Origin of the sequence: Dolichospermum heterosporum TAC447 (genome assembly GCF_024584745.1) — a bacterium.
GTDB classification, from domain to species: Bacteria; Cyanobacteriota; Cyanobacteriia; order Cyanobacteriales; family Nostocaceae; genus Dolichospermum; species Dolichospermum heterosporum.
The window spans coordinates 3,076,014-3,094,964 of the sequence record NZ_CP099464.1; the positions used below are offsets into that span (position 1 = coordinate 3,076,014).

Genomic DNA, 18,951 nt, shown 5'->3' on the forward strand with positions numbered 1-18,951 from the left:
TTGTACTAAACTTTTTAACAATTTCTTTATAAGTTTTTACCTCAGTTTAGCATAAGAGAATATATACCTAAATAAATCTTATGCTTAGGATTGAGTAGATTGAAACGTTTTCCTTTGTCTCCCCGATGATTTAAAATAAGGTATTAGACGTACTGTTAAATCAGTCAGTAACCCAGCCCTAAAGGGACTGGGCTTGCAAGAATAATCAAGCAAGCCGTACTGACCAGACCACCCTGAGTCTACTCTCATGGTAGCCGTTATTTGAGTCACGACACCCTGGAATGCGTTGCCAGTTCCCTGCTCTGTCGCTTGTGATTAAACAGTTCTAAGGTCACTGGAACAGTGTTGCAAGCCTAACAAGCTCTTATAACAGGTCGTTCGCGCAGCGTGCCGTAGGCATCGGCTAACATTACCCCAGAAATGGGAGTTGGTTTCCAGATTCCAATCAAAAATCTGGTTTCAATTTTAATATCCACAGCGGTTAAAACCGCTCGTGTCGTTTCCCTCTCAGGTCTAAAGACGCGCTCGTTTCCCACTTACCGGGTATTCTTATGACTGAAATTCAATTGGCTAAAACAGGTCTTGATAATCGAGATCAGTACCTCTGGTTAGAGGAGACAATCCTAAAACTCAAGGCGCGAGATTTTCACGGTTTGGATGTGGAACATTTAATTGATGAGATGGAAATCTTGGCGAGTAGGGACAGGGCTGAGGTTGAAAGCCGCCTAATTGTGCTATGGGTGCATTTATTAAAACGGATTTATGTTAATAGTGAATATGATAATCGTGGATGGGAAGTGACAATTCGAGAACAACGTCGTCAGTTAAGAATTCTTCTCAAACAATCCCCTAGTCTGAAGCGATATTTTACAGCAGTATTAGATCAAGCTTGGGAAGAGGCGCTAATGGAAGTGAGGGAAGATTATTCTAGTTTTCAATTTCCTGATGTGTGGGAGTTTAGTCTGAATGTTGATGCGCTTTTGAGTGAGAAGTTTTGGGATTTTGTTGGGTAGAAAAGTGATTTTTTTGCACGCAGAGGCGCAGAGTCGCAGAGAGTTTTAAACTTTCCCTTCTTTCTACCCAACCTACTTTTTTAGAAGTTACTAAAGTTAGTAATTGCTTCTGTGATCTTATTCACAACTTCATCTACAGTTATGACTCCCAATTCCCCAGAAGCACGGGTGCGGATACTCAAGCTGTTGGCTTCTACTTCCTTCGCACCAACCACCGCCATGACAGGTATTTTATCCTTTTCGGCGTTACGAATCAACTTACCCAGGCGATCGCCACTCAAATCCACTTCCGCCCGAATCCCTAACGCAACCATCTTTGCTGCCACTTCTTTGGTAAAATCTAACTGAAGATCACCTACAGGTAATAACCTGATTTGCACAGGTGCTAACCACAAGGGAAAATCACCCGCGTACTCTTCAATCAAAATCCCAATTAATCGTTCTAAAGAACCAAATGGTGCGCGGTGAATCATTACCGGACGTTTGCGCGAACCATCTTCAGCCACATATTCTAAATCAAACCGTTCAGGTAAATTATAATCTACCTGCACCGTTCCCAATTGCCATTCTCGTTCCAAAGCATCACTGAAGATAAAATCTAGCTTGGGTCCATAGAAAGCCGCTTCCCCAATGCCTTCAAAATGCTCCATTCCCAATTGTTGCACAGCGCGACGAATCGCCCCTTCCGCTTTATCCCAAACTTCATCCCCACCAATATATTTATCACTGGCTGGGTCACGGAAACTCAATCTGGCTTTAAAATTCTTCAATTGCAGACTTTTGAAAACGCTCAAAATCAAATCTACAACATTCAGAAATTCGCTGTCTAACTGTTCAGGAGTTACAAACAAATGAGAATCATCAACCGTAAAACCGCGCACCCTGGTTAAACCCCCCAATTCTCCCGACTGTTCATAACGGTAAACCGTGCCAAATTCCGCCAACCGCATCGGTAATTCCCGATAAGAGCGTAATTCACTCTTGTATATTTGGATATGAAAAGGACAATTCATCGGTTTCATGACAAAACCCTGTTCTATGGCTCTTGCTTCCTCATCTTCAGCCATCAAAGGAAACATATCTTCCTTATATTTCTGCCAATGTCCCGATGTCTTAAATAAATCAACCCTAGCAATGTGGGGAGTCACCACAGATAAATAGCCCCGTTTTAACTGCTCTTTTTTGAGAAAGTCCTCTAAAATCGTTCTTAACAAAGTTCCTTTCGGAGTCCACAAAGGTAAACCAGGTCCGACTAAATCGGAAAAGATAAATAATCCCAATTCTTTACCCAGTTTACGATGATCACGGCGTAAAGCTTCTTCCTTGCGGCGTTTGTACTCAGCTAATTGTTCGGGAGTTTCCCAAGCCGTAGCATAAATGCGCTGTAACTGGGCTTTGTTTTCATCTCCCCGCCAATAAGCACCAGCAACGCTTTCTAATTCTATAGCTTTGGGATTTATTTCGCTGGTATTTTCCAAATGGGGACCAGCACACAAATCCCACCATTGATCTCCTAAATGGTAAATCGTGATGGGTTCTTGTTTAATATCAGCCAGAATTTCTAGCTTATAAGGCTCTTTAATAGCTTCAATGCGGTGTTGTGCCTCTTCGCGGCTGACTTCTTCCCGAATTAATGGCAATTTGCGATTAATAATCTTCACCATTTCTTTTTGAATGGTTTTCAAATCCTTATCGCTAAAGGGTTCTGGACTATCAAAATCATAATAGAACCCGTTTTCAATCCAAGGACCAATTGTGACTTGCGCCTTGGGAAACAGCTTTTGTACTGCCATTGCCATGATATGGGAAGCTGTATGGCGAATCTTTTTTAAAGTTTCTGATTCGCTGGTACGGGGTAAATAGATTTTTTCGACTGCTTGGGTTTCTTGATTTGGCGACATTGGCTGTTAAACTTTTGGCGAAGTGTTAAAAATAAACTTGACAAAAAATATCTTTACAAAATAAATAATAGTCCACTGGCTATGGTTTCTCCTAATTTAGCTCAATCACAGACTTCTGGTGACATACTCCACATACTCCCTTGCTCCTTGGGGTACGCTTACGCTTCACAGACAACTTATTCAGCAAACCCTATATATAGCAGGGAACATAGTTGAAAGTCTTTTGGTTTACGGTTTTTTAGGTAAATGTTGGATCTTATTTCCACTGCATACCGCTATAGCAGTTTTAATTCTTTCTTCTTTCTGACTCCTGAATGATTTATTCCTTTAGAGGTATCCAGGCTTACTCCCAAGGAGCTTTACAAATTTATTGCCAAATTTATATAATTGTGCTTCAGATACGAAGTTACAGATTTACAAGATTTTTGATGTGAGAAGTTATGAATTGATTGTTAAGAATCGTAAATAACGTTAATATAAAAAGAGAATTAGGAAATATGCTTCTCATATATGAGGGACTCAAATTTACCAAGTGCTGATTTACTGAAATCAGTCTTAGAACCGCTGTTAGAGGATTTTCAATATTGGTTTGAGCGATATGGTCAAATCCTGGAAAATGAGAAAGTTCAATTCATGAGTGAACAAGAGCAACTAAACTTACTAAAACGAGTCAAAGATGCAGAATGTGAACTGAACACAGTGAGGATGTTGTTTACAGCAACTGAAAAACAAGTGGGAATTGATATGGCAACTGTAATGCCTTGGCATCAATTAGTTACAGAATGTTGGAGTGTGGGAATGCGTTTAGGTCAATCCAAGGAATAATAAATCCCTGGCAAAATCTAAATGAGTTGGAAATTGTAAAGATATTAGACAATTCTTAACATTGTTTTCATAAAAAAATAATGTGTCTCATGTTACCTTAATCTGAATATAAGGATTGCATCAAATAACATAGGCGCACAAGTAAGAAATTTTACATTCTTCTTTTTTTACCGCGAATCATTTATTTGCGGAGTTTTAAGTTTTACGAAATAACATTTTTAACCTTTACTGTTCTGGAGGAAAATTCAATGCTACACCTACTTTATATTCTAGCTTTCACCGTTTTGGCATTCATAGCTGTCGGTAACTTAATTCGGAATCTGATCATGTTCAGTTTCGATAGAGAAAGGACATATTCAGCTAACCAATCATCACAAGGTGGCTTTGGTTATTATGCGGGTAGAAAGCAGTATGTTTCCCATCCTGAATTGTTAGACAGCGCAGGTAACATGATTAAAGAACCACTGCTAGTCATGCGTTCAATTAATATTGAGGATGCACGGGAACAGTTGGATGCTCTTTATGAATCTTCTCCTAGTCAAAAAAGCGATCGCTCAGAAGGAGCATAATCTATCATTATTAATATTCAGAATTTGTAGGGGCAACCGCGGGGGGTTGCCCAGTCTCCATAGGTAGGGGCAACCCCCCGCGTAATGGTGTCAACTTAAGCTCAAATCCCTACCACATCTCGTTCCTAGTCTCTGACTAGGAATGCAGTTAATGAGGCTCTGCCTCTAATAAGCTGTTACGCAGCTAAATTTGATAACCATAATTTACTTGAACTTTGTAGTGCGGGCATCTTGCCCGCTAGAATTATACAAACTAAATGCACAACGGCTTATCATTGAAGGCAGCGCCTTCTAGAATTCATTCCCAGTCAGAGACTGGGAATGAGATGACTTGAGTTCTTTGCGGGATAGATGTTTTACGTTAAGTTGACACCAATGCCCCCGTGGTTGCCCAGTCTCCATAGCCGAGGGAAGTTTAGAACAAAGAAAGAATAATTTAAACCCTGAAAAAGTATTTGAGTTGTTGAATCGCCAATTCCTAATTTTCTAATTTACATTCCAAAGCTTTTTTTTGCATTGTTTTGAAAATATTGTAAAAACCATTAGCGCGGGAAGGAGTCAAACTCACATTTAAGCCAGTTTCTTGAATAAAATCAGGAGTAAGCTGAACTATTTCCGTAGGTGTTGATCCATTTAATCCTTCTATTAATAATGCTAACAATCCCTTTGTTAACTGGGAATCAGAATCACCTTGAAAGATGACTTTATCATCTTCTAATGATGCCGTAACATACACCTGAGAAACACAACCTGGAACTTTATTTTCGGGAATTTTCCCATCTTCAGGGAACTCTTGTAGCTTTTGAGCATACCATATCAACTGCTCATATCGTCGTTTAGGTTCTGTAGCACGTTGAAAACGGTGGACAATTTTATTCAGTGCCGGCGGTAAAGAATCAAGAGTTGAGGACATGATCAATCCAGGAAATAATTACCCTTATTTTAGCAATTACCAGCCATTACAGATACACCATTAAAACAGCGACAAATATCAAAAATTGTTATTCAGTACAGCAGTTATCCTTATTAAGAATTGAAAACAAATGTTAAAATTTACTACAAAGTAAGCAATTATATAGATTTTTATTAATCAATATTTGGATGATATTGTCAAGCATCCGAAAATATCAGGAGTAAATTAGATGTTGACTTCAAACTTACTGGCTACAGTCACCACATCTCTAGAATGGAGTCCTAATATTGGCATAATTATGATTATTGCCAATATTTTCGCTATTGCTGTTGGCAAATTCACTATTGAGCATCCTAACGCTAAACCAGAATTACCAGCACCTCAACTTTTCGGTGGTTTTGGTTTACCTGCGGTATTAGCAACTGCTTCTTTTGGGCATATTTTAGGAGCAGGTATTATTTTAGGACTACACAGTATTGGTAAAATCTAAGTTCTGCTGATTAAAAAAAGGGAGAGAAATATATATATTTTCTCCCTTTTTTATCAGAGGATGTTTGAAAAGTGGATACCTTAAGTTTAAGCTAAATATATGGAAGTAATTTCTGAGTATAATTCATAACTTGTTTTAATAATAATCTAAGCATTCATGAATCTGTTATGCTATATAAATTAACTTCGCATAAGCACTAGTAGTTCGTCAAATTTATTTTGACGGGTAATGATAGGAAGAAACTTCTGTTTTTCCCTCCCCTACTCCCCCTGCCCCTCTTCTCCCCCTGCTTGCCTTTACCCGTCATTTTTGGATTGACAGACTACTAGTTCAAGTTTGAATTATTAATTATTAAAAATGCCATCTAAAATTACACTTACCATCACACAGGGTAAACTTTCTAGAAAACAATATGTTTTTGAATCTCGCAGCACTTGTATTGTTGGCAGAAACGATGATTGTAACTTGCAAATAGCTGACAAGGTTGATATGACTATTTCCCGCTATCACTGTTTACTTGATATTAACCCCCCAGATATTCGTGTGCGAGATTTAGGAAGTTTAAATGGTACTTTTGTAAACGGTAAAAAAATTGGACAAAGACAAAGGCAACAACCAGCCCAAGAAGCTGTAAAATTAAGTTTTCCCGAATACAATTTACAGGACGGTGATGAAATTAAGTTGGGTGATATTCTTTTTAAAATTAGCGTACAAGTAGAAGATCAATTAAACCAAATACCAGATTTACCTGTCCCAGAAGAAAACGAACAACGGAATTTTTTAACCGTTGCTGAAAAACTCATAAATTTATCTCAAAGTGGTCATGCTAGTCTGCAAAGTATCTCTGGCTATAGTTTAACCAAATCATTAGGTAAAGGTGACTTTGCAGAAGTATTTGCAGCCAAGGATATTCAAACCAAGAAATCCATCGCTCTTAAGATTATGTTACCTGCGGTTGCGAATCAAAAAAATGGGATAGAAATGTTTTTGAGAGAAACAGAAAACATCAAGATTTTACAACATCCTAATATTGTGCAATTGTTAGATTATGGCTTTGTAGAAAATACTTTCTTTTTCACAATGGAATATTTTCCAGGAGGTAATGTTTGGGACTTCATGCAAAGATCAGGATGGCGCTTACCTGTTGATATTGCCGTAGATATAACCTTACAAGTTCTTGATGGTTTAATATATGCCCATGAAGTCGAAATTCCCTATATTAAATCAGTTGATGGAATAATGACAAAAGATAAGGGTTTAGTTCATCAAAATTTAAAACCCAATAATATTTTCATCAGTAAAATTAACGATAAAATAGTTGTAAAAATAGGCGATTACGGTTTATCCAAAGCATTTGACTTAGCTGGGTTAAGTGGACAAACTTTAACCGGCACAAAGATGGGAACACCTGCATTTATGCCGCGTCAACAGGTGCTAAATTTTAAAGACGAATTACCGGAAATTGATATCTGGGCAACAGCAGCTTGTTTATATAATATGCTAACGGGATATTTCCCCCGTAATTTTACAGGTGATCCTTGGTTATCAGTTTTACAAAATAGCCCTGTTCCTATTCTTCAGCGTCATCATGGTATTCCCCAAAAGTTAGCAAAGGTGATAGATTTAGCTTTGCAGGAAAAACCGCAAATTTATTTTCAAACAGCAGCAGAATTTAAACAGGCGTTGTTAGATTGTAGCTAAACTATCAAGTAAAAAAGTTATGAGTGCATTATCAACAATACAAGAACTGCCATCTCAATTAATTACACCAGAAAATTTTCAACCTTATGGACAGGTAATATACGCAAGTAAAGATGGGAAAAATTTTGATCAAGAAGATGCACAGTTAAATTTACAAAATGGTATTCCCCGTTTTTATATTATGCGATTGCAAAAAAAAGGACGGAAATTTCACCAAATTACTCGTCATATCAAATGTACTCAATGTTTAGGTTCTTTGGAGGGTAAAGATTGGTTAATGGCAGTTTGTCCACCTGATAATGAGACAAATGAACCTCTATTATCAAAACTTGCGGCTTTTCGGATTCCGGGAAATTGTTTTATTAAATTAAGTGTAGGAACTTGGCACGCAGGACCATATTTTGATCATGAGTTTGTAGATTTTTATAATTTAGAATTGAGTGATACAAATGTAGTAGATCATTTTACTCATAATTTTCTTAAAAGTCATAATTTAGCTTTTGAGATGATTTAAAATAAGATCCCCGACTTCTTAAAGAAGTCGGGGATCTGGATATTCTGGATAGGTGTCTATATCCATGAATTTTGAATAATTTTTTTGAGTGAAGTTTCCTTGACTAATTCGGCGGCTTGATTCACCTCTAACCATTTTCTTTCTCTGGCGGTAGCTTCTGGCCAATCTTCTAAAATTATTTCTACAGGTAGTAAAAATAAATTTACTTGATAGGTATTCCCGCGTTTTCGATATTTATAATTACCTAACTCTTCAGTTGTGACTCTACCAACAACTCCTGCTTCTTCCCATGCCTCCTTAGCTGCTGAATCATGGGGACTCATACCTTTACAAAGTCCCCCTTTAGGAATTACCCAACCTTGACGGCTACGAGTGGTAATCAATAAAACTTCAACTTTTCCATCTATAATTCGATAGGGAATAACTCCAGATTGTTGTAAGACTTTGTTGGCTTTGCGAGTCATGGTGGTAGATTCCTTCTGAATGAGTCTTTTTGATTTTAAATGTGTATTTGATGATAATGTGCCATTAAGGCAACTGTCAGGACAATTAATCCAATTTCGGGTAATCTTTACTATAAATTCCTTAATTTTTCACAAAAATCCGGAAGTATAATTTGCAGTATGATACTTGCTTTTATGACTTCATCACCTAAAATACGTTAAAATTCAAGCAGAGTAAGCATTTATCACGTAAATATACCCATGCTAGAAACTCTGGAAACACGCATTTATGAACTTGAACAATTTGCCAACACCCTTGTTGCGAACCAACTCACCCACTTGAGTTTCGTCAGCATTGGCATTATTTTTCTGGCTGGCTTGCTGACCAGCCTCACGCCTTGTATGCTATCTATGCTGCCCATTACCATTGGCTATATTGGTGGTTATGAGGCTAAAAGTCGTTTGCAAGCAGCAGCCCAATCAACTTGGTTCGCGTTGGGATTAGCAACTACATTAGCAGGTATGGGAATCCTTGCAGGTTTAGTTGGTAAAGTCTATGGACAGATAGGAATTGGTTTACCAATTATTGTCAGCATTATCGCTATTATTATGGGACTAAACTTATTAGAAGCATTACCCATACAATTTCCTTCTTTGAATGAAACAAATTGGATTTCTCAAGATTTACCTGCCGGAGTCCGTTCATACTTGATTGGTTTAACATTTGGGTTAGTCGCTTCCCCTTGTAGCACACCAGTTTTAGCTAGTTTATTAGGTTGGGTTGCTAATACTCAAGATTTAGTTTTAGGTGCTGTTTTACTACTTTCTTACACAGCCGGATATGTGACTCCATTAATTCTAGCAGGTACATTTACTGCTGCAATTAAAAACTTATTAGAATTGCGCCGTTGGTCTGGTTGGATCAATCCTGTTAGTGGTGGGTTATTAGTCGGCTTTGGTGTTTTTTCTTTACTTTCTCGCATTCCTATTGGTAGTTTCTAAGCAATGACTTCAGATCAGACAACATCCACAGAATTAAGTTGGTGGTTAATCCCTGGCAGGTTTATCCGTCGGCAAATTTTACCTGTATTAACTGATTTACGGTTGGCAATTATCCTATTACTGGTTATTGCCTTATTTAGTGTTAGTGGTACAGTAATTGAACAGGGACAATTGCCTGATTTTTACCAATCTAATTATCCAGAACATCCTGCTTTATTTGGTTTTCTTTCTTGGAAAGTTATTCAAGTAGTTGGATTAGATCATGTATATAGAACTTGGTGGTTTTTGAGTTTATTAGTTTTATTTGGAACTAGTTTAACAGCTTGTACCTTTACTCGGCAATTACCAGCCCTCAAAGCTGCTCAGAAGTGGAAATATTACGAAGAACCTCGTAACTTTACAAAGTTAGCTTTGAGCGCTGAATTGGAGGGTGTTTGTTTGTCATCAATTCCGTCAATTTTGCAGCAAAAAAGTTATCGAATATTTCAAGGAACAAATCAAAAAAAAGATGATATTCTCTATGCCCGTAAAGGTATAGTTGGGCGCATTGGTCCGATCATTGTTCACATCGGTATTGTTGCTATTTTGCTGGGAGGAATTTGGGGAGCAATGACGGGATTCATGGCTCAAGAAATGATTACTAGCGGTGATACATTCCAGGTAAAAAATATTGTTGATGCTGGTGCTTGGTCATCTAAAGATGTGTTAAAAGATTGGTCTGTGCGTGTCAATCGCTTTTGGATTGATTACACACCAACGGGGGGGATTGACCAATTTTATTCAGATATGTCTGTGTTGAATAATGATGGTCAAGAAGTTAACCATGAGAAAATTTATGTTAACAAACCTCTCCGTTATCATGGTGTCGTTTTCTATCAAACAGATTGGGGAATTTCTAATATTCGGGTGAGATTAAATAAAAGTCCAATTTTTCAATTACCAATGGTACAGTTAGACACCAAAGGTAGAGGGAGAATTTGGGGAACTTGGATTCCGACTAAACCTGATTTAAGTGAAGGTGTTTCCCTATTAGCCAAGGATTTGCAAGGTATGGTATTAATTTATGATGCCCAAGGTAAATTAATTAATACTGTGCGTGCAGGAATGTCTATCCCTGTAAATGGGGTAAATTTACAAATTCTTGATATCATGGGTAGCACGGGTTTACAAATCAAATTTGATCCTGGTATTCCTATTGTTTATACAGGTTTTGGTTTGTTGATGTTAGGTGTAGTTATGAGTTATTTCTCCCATTCTCAAATTTGGGCTTTACAAAAGGGCGAAACTTTGTATATTGGCGGAAAAACTAACCGCGCTCAAGTTGCATTTGAACAAGAGGTTCTCGCAATTTTAGATCAACTTAGTGCTGTCAATAACGTCAAAAAATCCTAAATTTAAGATCCCCGACTTCTTGGATAAGTCGGGGATCTGAGAAACTAAATTAAACTGCTGTGAGAAGTCCTAATCGCATTTGTTCAATTAATTGATCTAAATTACCTGTATTCAACCGATAACTTAAAGGGTGGACAATTAACCGGGCTGTACTTTCATACAAAGTCGCAATTTCAATTAAACCATTTTCCTTTAAAGTCTTTCCTGTGGAAACTATATCAACAATTGCTTCCGACATTCCGGTAATTGGACCTAATTCCACAGAACCGTATAAGGGGACAATTTCTATTGGTAAATCCAAACCTTGGAAATATTCTCGCGCACAATTTACATATTTAGAAGCAACTCGACCATGAGCAGGTAAATCTAAAGGAGATTTGTAGGAACTGGTAGCTTTTACAGCCACAGACATCCGACAATATCCAAATTTTAAATCCACTAATTGGGCAACTTGAGGCTGTTTTTCTCTCAGGACATCGTAGCCGACAATTCCCAATTGTGCCTGACCATATTCTACATAAACAGGTACATCTTGCGCTCGGACTAACAACGCTTTTGCTTGTCCACTGGCATCAGGAATTTGCAATTGGCGGTTGCCTGATTCTAAAAAAGCACTAAAATCTAATCCTACAGATTGTAATATGCGGAGACTAGGTTTAAGTAGTTCCCCTTTTGGTATGGCAACAGTTAACATTCTTTTTTTTGGTATTCTTGATGTGTTTGCAGTTCACTATATTGAGAATATATCTATATTACTCACTACTAACATATGAAAATTTTATTAGTTGATGATGAAGTCGAACTAACTGACCCTTTAAGTCGTCTGTTAACCCGTGAAGGTTACAGTGTTGATGCTACTGATGATGGAATAAGTGGCAGTAATTTAGCGGCAATAGGCAGTTATGATTTACTGATTTTAGACTGGATGTTACCGGGAAAAACGGGGTTAGAGATTTGTCAGGAATTACGTCGGCAAGGGAAAATAACTCCTGTGCTATTTCTAACGGCAAAAGATACTTTAGATGACAGAGTTCAAGGTTTGGATGCAGGTGCTGATGATTATTTAGTCAAACCTTTTGAATTACGGGAATTACTGGCAAGAGTCCGGGCTTTGTTACGTCGTACTGGTACAGAATCTTATAGTAGTACAAAAGGAAAGTTAGTTGTAGCAGATTTAGAACTTGATATAGAAAATCAAATAGCTTATCGTCACGGAAGAATGATAGAACTGTCTCAAAAAGAAAGTCAGTTGTTACAATACTTCATGGAAAATTCGGGACAATTACTGACTCATGGTCAAATTTTGCAGCATTTATGGCAAAATGAGGAGCAACCTAATAGTAATGTGATTGCGGCTTTAATTCGTCTGTTGCGTCGCAAGGTAGAAGGAGTGGATGAAACACCAATGATTCATACTGTTTATGGTAGAGGTTATCGTTTTGGGTCTGCTGAGGGGGAGAGGGGGGGAGGGGAGAGGGGGGAGGGGGAGAGGGGGGGAAGAGAGGAAGAGAGGTAGGGGGGAAGAGAGGTAGGGGGGAAGAGAGGTAGGGGGGGGAGGGGGAGAAGAGAGGTAGGGGGGGAAGAACATCACAGATAACTTTTTCAATCCTATCCAGAAATATGAACTACTAACTCTCTCACATTATTCTGTTGACGATGTTCCCAAACATAGATTCCTTGCCATGTTCCTAATACCAAATGACCACGATTAATGGGAATTTGTTCGGAGGTATGGGTTAAAACTGTGCGGATATGTCCTGGCATATCGTCTGGCCCTTCAGCATCATGAATGTAATGGTTTCCCTCTGGGACTATTTTTGTCATGAAATTAGCTAAATCAAGTAATACATCAGGATCAGCATTTTCTTGAATTACTAAACTAGCTGAGGTGTGACGTAAAAATAAACTACAAAGCCCAGTTTCTATACCAGATTCAGCAACAATAGCTTCAATTTTGGCGGTAATATTGTGAAATGATTTTCCATTGGTGGAAACTCTTAATAGTTTTTGGTAGTGGGTCATGGCTAGTTTATAGTAGTTTATATATAGCGGTTTTTGGCTGAGTGAAATACAAGAAGTTTATCTTTTTCTCCCCCCTGCTGCGGGGGGATTCAGGGGGTGCAAGGAGGGGGCTTATGATGTATTTTATTCAAGTGCATACCGCTATATTTGTCTCTAAATAATCTATCACAGCTTTGGCTATTGTTTCATTCCCATCTTTGGCTATGATGTTGGGTTGCTTTGGTGCTTGGGGTGATTGATCAAGAAAATCCCAATCTCCTTGAAAAAATTCTGGTGTTGTGAGAATTTGATGATGATTGTAATTAGCAATTCCTGCTAACATGAAAGCTGCTTCGGCAAAATCATGACGGGGTATGGTTACAACTGGTATTTCTAGACGGGTAGCTTCTGAAAATGTCCCATATCCAGGTTTAGAAATAATTCTCCCACAAATCGGCATAAAATCCACAGGACGATATTGATGATTTGTAATTTTAATTAAGTTAGGTAAATCTGGGGCTGAGGCATCAAAAGTAATAAATTGCCAATCGGGAAATCTGCTGATATTAGTGTAAGGAATTTCTTGCAAACCTAAACCACCAAATGTCAGTAAAATGGTTTTTTCTGGCGGTGTACTTATTTGCCAATTAGTGCGTAATTCATCAATATTAAAATGGGGAGAACCACCAGTTAAACCGATATCTGTAATGTTGGTAAATGCTGACATGGGTTCATGGAAAGGAAGACGAAATAGGCGATCGCATTTTCTATACCAATCACTAATCCAATCAGCCATTTCCGTAAATTCTTCCCCCCAATCTCGATAGATAAAATCCCAACCGAAGTTACTAATCATCCAGCAAGGAATATTCGTAGCTTCAGCAAATCCAGCAGCTAGAAAAGGAATATCTGCTAGAATTAAATCAACGCGATTTTGACGAATAAAATTAACTTCTGAAGCAATTAAAGATTTATGATTTTTTTGAATTTCTCGCAGTTTTGCTAAAGTTGCTGGTTTATCCATTGTCAAACTATCAGCTTGAATCACACCTAAATCAAACGCCCGTTGACGTAAAATAAAATCACCCTCTATATAAGATTCCAGTAACCAGCGAGGTGCAGTGGTGACTAGAATTAATAATGCTTCAGGACATAGTTTTTGGATAGTGTTAGCAATGGAAGCTGTGCGGGTAGCATGACCAAAACCGTGATTTGTGATGGCTATATATATAGTTGGTCTTTTCATGATTTAAAACAAGGTTAAAAAGGGTATTAGGCGATTGGAAATCACTACTACACAAGCAAAGTCCGCCGTCGCGGACTAATATGATTTAACCCACAAAGGTGGGTTTTGTCTGTTTAGCAGTGACTTCTAGTACAAAACGGCGTAAATAAACCAACCATTCTAAATCCTCCAAAAGCCTATACTGTCTTCATTTTGACTTTTGACTTTTGACTTCCGCCTTGCGGTACTAGTCGCCTTTTATAGCTGCTATTAATTGGTCAATTTCTGATTCTAATGTTAAATAATGAACACTCACACGAATGCAATTAGGACTGGCAATTGTTCGAGTTAAAATATTTTCTGACTCTAGAGATTGCACTAATTTAGAACTAGGCTGATTAGTTAATTGAAAAGAAACCAATCCACTTTCTGGGGGTGAATTTTTTAAACATTTGACATTGGGTAAAGAGTTTAATTTTTGCCAGAGATAATTACTATTTTTGCAAATTTGCTCATATCTTTCCTGTGCTGTCCCCCATTGTTCATGAATTGTAATTGCTTCTTTTAAACCCACATATAATGAAGTTGGTAAAGTAGATACTTCATATCTGCGTCCATCTGGTTGCCAACCCGTCGGTTGGGCTTGATTATTAGTAACTACTCCATTTAAGCCAATGAAAGTGGGATGCAGATTTTCCCTGGCTTGAGGATGCACATATAAACCACCCACACCAGCAGGACCGCATAACCATTTGTGACCAGTAAAGGCATAAAAATCTACACCCAAAGCAGTTAAATCCAAAGGAAGAACGCCCACTGATTGAGCCGCATCTATCAATAACAGAGAATTATTGCTTTTGCATATTTCTACAATTTTATCAATGGGTAAAACTTGACCTGTATTCCATAGGACATGACTTAAAACTACTAAGCGGGTTTTGGGACGGAGGTTTTCAGCAATAATACTGATGGGATTCCCCTCATTTAAAGTAGCCATTAACGGACAGGTAGTAACCTCTACTGCAAATCTACGAGCAATTTCCTGGGCAGTAGCAATGACACCAGGGTGTTCGCAGTCAGAAAGGAGAAGATGATCACCCGGTTGCCAATCAATTCCCCATAAGGCAATGTTACAACCGACTGTGACATTACCAGTGAGAGTTATTGTATCAGATGGTACATTTAATATAGAGGCGATCGCCTCCCGACTGGCTTGTATTTGCGGTGCGATCCAACTGTATGCCTCACTCCCAAAAGGACCTATACTTTGAATATGGGCTTGAGATTGAGTGATAACATCCATAGCCCTTTGCGGCATTGGACCCTGTCCTCCGTAGTTAAAATAAAGCTTATTACTTAAAGCGGGAAATTGTGACCGATGGTGATGCAGGTTATTCATAAAATAGGTTTGCGATTTTTTATCTAATCTATTGATATATACTTTTATCAACAATTAATCAACATTAACTTTTACGTCAAAAACTATGAATTGGTGGCAACGACTCAACAAAAACCCTTTAGCACGAACTGGGGCAATTGTCCTCTTCTGTTTCTATTTAGCAGTAATTGGTGCTGATTTCATCGCTCCTTATAACCCTTATGATTCACAAACCAATGGTTCACTACTGCCACCGACTCAGATTCATTGGGTATCTCAATCAGGGCAGTTTATTGGACCCCACGTATATCCTACAACACAAGGCGATACTAACTTAGAAACTGGGGAAAGAAAAATAATTATAGACCAGACAAAACCTTCACCATTAAGATTATTTGTTGCTGGACCTAAATATCAATTATTCAATTTGAGTATTTCCCTCCCACCCAAATGGCAGGAAGTCACAATTATCCCTGGTATTTCCTTAAATTGGCATTTATTTGGGGTTATTGGTGACGCAAAATTGAATATTTTGGGAACAGATGAACAAGGACGCGACCAATTTAGTCGGCTGTTGCATGGTGGTCGAATTAGTATGTTTATTGGTATTTTTGGAATTATCATTACCTATCCATTGGCGTTGCTTATTGGTGGTATTTCCGGCTATTTTGGCGGAATAATTGATAGTATTATCATGCGTTTAGCAGAAGTATTGATGACCTTTCCGAGTATTTATTTATTAGTAGCACTATCAGGAATTTTGAGTCCAAAATTAACCAGCACTCAGCGATTTTTATTAATCATTCTCATCACTTCTGTAATTAGTTGGGCAGGTTTAGCGAGGATAATTCGCGGACAGGTATTATCAATCAAAGAACTTGAATTTGTGCAAGCAGCAAAGGTAATGGGTGGTAATCCCATTTATATTATTGTTCGTCATGTTTTACCACAAACTGCAACTTACATTATTATTTCTGCTACTTTAACAATTCCTAGTTTTATTGGAGCAGAAGCAGTATTAAGTCTAATTGGTTTAGGTATTCAACAACCAGATCCTTCTTGGGGAAATATGCTTTCTTTAGCCAGTAATGCTTCTATTTTAGTATTACAACCTTGGCTAATTTTACCACCAGCAATTCTGATTATTATTACCGTTTTGTCATTTAATGTATTAGGTGATGGCTTACGTGATGCCCTTGATCCTCGTAGTTTGCAAAGGTAATAATGTGTCTGATAGTACAACAATTTAGCAGGTAGGAATAAAAGTTAAAGTTTGACTTGAAACAAGCCTTAAAAGACCAAGGAGTAAAAATTAGACAATTAATTGCAAAATATTAAAAAAGTGATCAGTTGAACTAATCACTTTCCATTTCTTCTATTACAAAAGAAGGATGTTTTTAAAAGATGCGTAGCACGAAAAAAACAGTGTCATTATTTCAATCTCATGTTTTTAAACATGAGTTTTTCCTGTTCCCTGTTGCCCGTTCCCTGTTCCCTCTGAATCTGAAGGAGTTTCATTAACAGATGTTTCCGCAACCTTTCTTACCGCTTCAATATCTACAGCCAAATTTGCGGCTATTTGTTCCACAGTCAAACCTAACTGTAATAACAAAGGTACTGTTTCCAACTTACCTTCCAACTTACCTTCCAACTTACCTTCTAACTTACCTTCTAACTTACCTTCTAACTTACCTTGTACTTTCGCTTCCTCCGCAACTTCTCGAAAATACCTTGTTTGCTTTAATTCATCTAGAGTAAACATTGCTTCAATCTCCTGACGAGTTAAATTACTTAATTTGTAAACCAAGATCGTCTCTAACAATTCTAAGACTTTTTGTCTTTTACTGGCATCTGCTAATTGTTGTCGAGATTTTTGGATTAACTGCCTTGTATGATCAATAGCAGTTTCCTCTTTTTCCACTACTAGCTGTACCATTCCCAGTCCTATTGAATTATCGGTTGTTACCTCCAACTCATCCAAATAAATAAACGTGATTTGCTGACTCATTAGCAAACCCCGATACTGCATTGGTACACCAGGATCTAAACTACGTTTAGCAAAAATGGCTACTGCGTGAAAATCATTCTTGGGTTGATATTGATTCAGATAAACAAAGATTTCGGTAAATAACCGCCAGTAAAAATCCGCTTTCGGTTGAAATTGAACTTCTACAAAGTAAATCGGTTGTTCAGGTATTTCTGAATCAGGTATAAATAAACCATCAAAGCGAAATGCTAATTCCTTAATTTCTACAGATGTGAATTGATATGCTTCCGCTTCTGTGGCTGGCTTGCCAATCAGTTCAAAAAGGATACTAAGTAATGTCTGAAATAGTTGATAGAATATAGTATCTGTTTTCACAAGAATGATGTTCTTTTACATGAGTTTAAAAAGTAGCGATCTAAAATTTTTTTGACAAAGTTATCAGTCCAGCTAATCACTTTCTATTAGCACTATATGGTGTATGGCGTTAGCCATGCTAAAATCATACTCCTTTTTTAATATCTAATTCTCGGATCTACATAAGCATTGAGAATATCAATCAGAATACTGGCACTCACCACAATTGCCCCAAAAAATACTAACACACCCTGGACGGTAGGATAATCTCGGTCGGAAATAGCTTGATATAAACGATTTGCTAACCCTGGCCAGGAAAATGTCACTTCTGTTAAAATTGCTCCACCTAACAAGGAAGCAAATGTTAATCCTAAGACCGTAATTACCGGGATTAAGGCATTCTTCAAAGCATGGGAAACTAATATCTTACTTTCAGAAATTCCTCTCGCTCTAGCCGCTTCTACATAATCAGCTTTTAAGGTTTGTTTTAAGTTAACTCTGACAATGCGTTCAAAAATGCCACTGAGCAAAATTCCTAAAGTTAAACTTGGTAAAGCTAAATGATGTAAAGATGTGAAAAATTGACTTAAATTCCCAGCTAATAAACTATCAATTGTATATAAACCAGTAATATTTGTAGGTGCGGGAAGATTAGGGGGAAACCGATTGGAATTAGGAAACCAACCCAGTTGAACTGAGAAAACTAATTGTAATAACATACCTGCCCAAAACATCGGTAATGCGTAGGTAATAATCCCAAATAAACGCCCACCAATATCAAAACCAGTTCCCGGACGAGAAGCGGAAATAGTTCCCACTAAAACGCCGACAATCAGCGCCACAGCCATACTCGCAAATGCTAATTCTACTGTGGCTGGAAAATATTGACCAATTATTTCACCTATATTTTGCCCGCGACTGGTTAAGGAAGTTCCTAAGTCAAAGCGTAGTAAGTTACCTAAATAATTGAGATATTGTAACCAAATTGGTAAGTCTAAACCAAGTTGTTTTCTTAATTCTTCTTTTGCACTTTCTGGCGCTCTTCCTCCCAGAATTGCATCTGCTGGATCTCCTGGGGTGGCTCTAAGTAAAATAAAGACAATGGTGATAATAGTTAATAGTTGCAGTGGCGCAAATAGTAACCGGGAAACTATGTAATACTGTAATGCTTTAGAACGGGACATATTTTTTATAGGAGTCAGGAGTTAGAATGAAGAATGAAGAATGAAGAATGAAGAATGAA

At 37.8% G+C, this 18,951-nt stretch carries 19 protein-coding genes; 10 read left to right on the forward strand and 9 right to left on the reverse strand.

The genetic code is table 11. From position 1 onward, the window contains the following. Positions 1–551: 551 nt before the first annotated feature. Positions 552–1,013 carry a DUF29 domain-containing protein gene (locus tag NG743_RS13925; protein ID WP_257120272.1) on the forward strand — a complete coding sequence of 154 codons (462 nt, stop codon included), beginning with the start codon at positions 552–554 and terminating at the stop codon, positions 1,011–1,013. An 80-nt stretch (positions 1,014–1,093) separates the two neighbouring features. On the opposite strand, the gene thrS is transcribed toward NG743_RS13925, so the two are convergent. Beyond that, the gene (gene thrS / locus NG743_RS13930) at positions 1,094–2,914 is read right to left on the reverse strand and encodes a threonine--tRNA ligase (protein ID WP_027403350.1); all 1,821 of its coding nucleotides are present in this window, start codon (positions 2,912–2,914) and stop codon (positions 1,094–1,096) included. A 510-nt stretch (positions 2,915–3,424) separates the two neighbouring features. Between thrS and NG743_RS13935 the strand changes: the two genes are divergently transcribed. After that, positions 3,425–3,739 (forward strand): DUF2605 domain-containing protein, encoded by a 315-nt coding sequence (locus NG743_RS13935; RefSeq protein WP_027403351.1) that lies wholly within the window; start codon positions 3,425–3,427, stop codon positions 3,737–3,739. A gap of 248 nt (positions 3,740–3,987) precedes the next feature. Next, a complete protein-coding gene (locus tag NG743_RS13940) occupies positions 3,988–4,308 on the forward strand; it encodes a DUF2973 domain-containing protein (protein WP_027403352.1) in 321 nt (106 codons plus the stop codon). Between the two features lie 478 nt (positions 4,309–4,786). Here the strand turns inward: NG743_RS13940 and NG743_RS13945 are convergent, their stop codons facing one another. Further along, positions 4,787–5,221 carry a SufE family protein gene (locus tag NG743_RS13945; protein ID WP_027403353.1) on the reverse strand — a complete coding sequence of 145 codons (435 nt, stop codon included), beginning with the start codon at positions 5,219–5,221 and terminating at the stop codon, positions 4,787–4,789. A gap of 229 nt (positions 5,222–5,450) precedes the next feature. Between NG743_RS13945 and psaK the strand changes: the two genes are divergently transcribed. The 3 genes from psaK to NG743_RS13960 all read left to right on the forward strand — a co-directional run bounded on the left by psaK (position 5,451) and on the right by NG743_RS13960 (position 7,926). After that, entirely contained in the window at positions 5,451–5,711 is a 261-nt protein-coding gene (psaK, locus tag NG743_RS13950) for a photosystem I reaction center subunit PsaK (protein WP_027403354.1), read from the forward strand. Between the two features lie 357 nt (positions 5,712–6,068). Beyond that, positions 6,069–7,412: a protein kinase domain-containing protein gene (locus NG743_RS13955; RefSeq protein ID WP_190381970.1), complete on the forward strand. Its 1,344-nt coding sequence runs from the start codon at positions 6,069–6,071 to the stop codon at positions 7,410–7,412. Positions 7,413–7,431: 19 nt separating this feature from the next. Then, the gene (locus NG743_RS13960; protein WP_257120273.1) at positions 7,432–7,926 is read left to right on the forward strand and encodes an ureidoglycolate lyase; all 495 of its coding nucleotides are present in this window, start codon (positions 7,432–7,434) and stop codon (positions 7,924–7,926) included. A gap of 56 nt (positions 7,927–7,982) precedes the next feature. On the opposite strand, the gene NG743_RS13965 is transcribed toward NG743_RS13960, so the two are convergent. Then, on the reverse strand, positions 7,983–8,390 hold the full coding sequence (locus NG743_RS13965) for an NUDIX hydrolase (RefSeq protein WP_027403357.1): 408 nt from the start codon (positions 8,388–8,390) through the stop codon (positions 7,983–7,985). A gap of 240 nt (positions 8,391–8,630) precedes the next feature. Between NG743_RS13965 and NG743_RS13970 the strand changes: the two genes are divergently transcribed. Continuing rightward, positions 8,631–9,371 (forward strand): cytochrome c biogenesis protein CcdA, encoded by a 741-nt coding sequence (locus NG743_RS13970; protein WP_027403358.1) that lies wholly within the window; start codon positions 8,631–8,633, stop codon positions 9,369–9,371. Between the two features lie 3 nt (positions 9,372–9,374). Continuing rightward, entirely contained in the window at positions 9,375–10,763 is a 1,389-nt protein-coding gene (locus NG743_RS13975; RefSeq protein WP_027403359.1) for a cytochrome c biogenesis protein, read from the forward strand. A gap of 49 nt (positions 10,764–10,812) precedes the next feature. Here NG743_RS13975 and hisG read toward each other — a convergent pair whose 3' ends face one another. Then, positions 10,813–11,457 (reverse strand): ATP phosphoribosyltransferase, encoded by a 645-nt coding sequence (hisG, locus tag NG743_RS13980; RefSeq protein ID WP_027403360.1) that lies wholly within the window; start codon positions 11,455–11,457, stop codon positions 10,813–10,815. Positions 11,458–11,532: 75 nt separating this feature from the next. Between hisG and rppA the strand changes: the two genes are divergently transcribed. After that, positions 11,533–12,279, forward strand: coding sequence for a two-component system response regulator RppA (gene rppA, locus NG743_RS13985; RefSeq protein WP_257120274.1), 747 nt, complete (start codon positions 11,533–11,535; stop codon positions 12,277–12,279). A gap of 92 nt (positions 12,280–12,371) precedes the next feature. On the opposite strand, the gene NG743_RS13990 is transcribed toward rppA, so the two are convergent. From NG743_RS13990 to NG743_RS14000, 3 genes are all read right to left on the reverse strand, one after another. After that, complete coding sequence (locus NG743_RS13990) at positions 12,372–12,785, reverse strand: secondary thiamine-phosphate synthase enzyme YjbQ (protein WP_027403361.1); 414 nt, start codon at positions 12,783–12,785, stop codon at positions 12,372–12,374. Between the two features lie 127 nt (positions 12,786–12,912). Next, positions 12,913–14,010, reverse strand: a complete 1,098-nt coding sequence (locus NG743_RS13995; protein ID WP_257120275.1) for a glycosyltransferase family protein — start codon at positions 14,008–14,010, stop codon at positions 12,913–12,915. A 226-nt stretch (positions 14,011–14,236) separates the two neighbouring features. After that, positions 14,237–15,388, reverse strand: coding sequence for an aminotransferase class V-fold PLP-dependent enzyme (locus tag NG743_RS14000; RefSeq protein ID WP_257120276.1), 1,152 nt, complete (start codon positions 15,386–15,388; stop codon positions 14,237–14,239). A gap of 85 nt (positions 15,389–15,473) precedes the next feature. On the opposite strand from NG743_RS14000, the gene NG743_RS14005 reads away from it, so the two are divergent. Next, on the forward strand, positions 15,474–16,589 hold the full coding sequence (locus NG743_RS14005; protein WP_257120277.1) for an ABC transporter permease: 1,116 nt from the start codon (positions 15,474–15,476) through the stop codon (positions 16,587–16,589). 228 nt (positions 16,590–16,817) lie between these two features. Here the strand turns inward: NG743_RS14005 and NG743_RS14010 are convergent, their stop codons facing one another. Further along, on the reverse strand, positions 16,818–17,729 hold the full coding sequence (locus tag NG743_RS14010) for an Rpn family recombination-promoting nuclease/putative transposase (protein WP_257120278.1): 912 nt from the start codon (positions 17,727–17,729) through the stop codon (positions 16,818–16,820). A gap of 137 nt (positions 17,730–17,866) precedes the next feature. After that, on the reverse strand, positions 17,867–18,892 hold the full coding sequence (locus NG743_RS14015; protein WP_027403365.1) for an ABC transporter permease: 1,026 nt from the start codon (positions 18,890–18,892) through the stop codon (positions 17,867–17,869). Positions 18,893–18,951 lie beyond the last annotated feature (59 nt).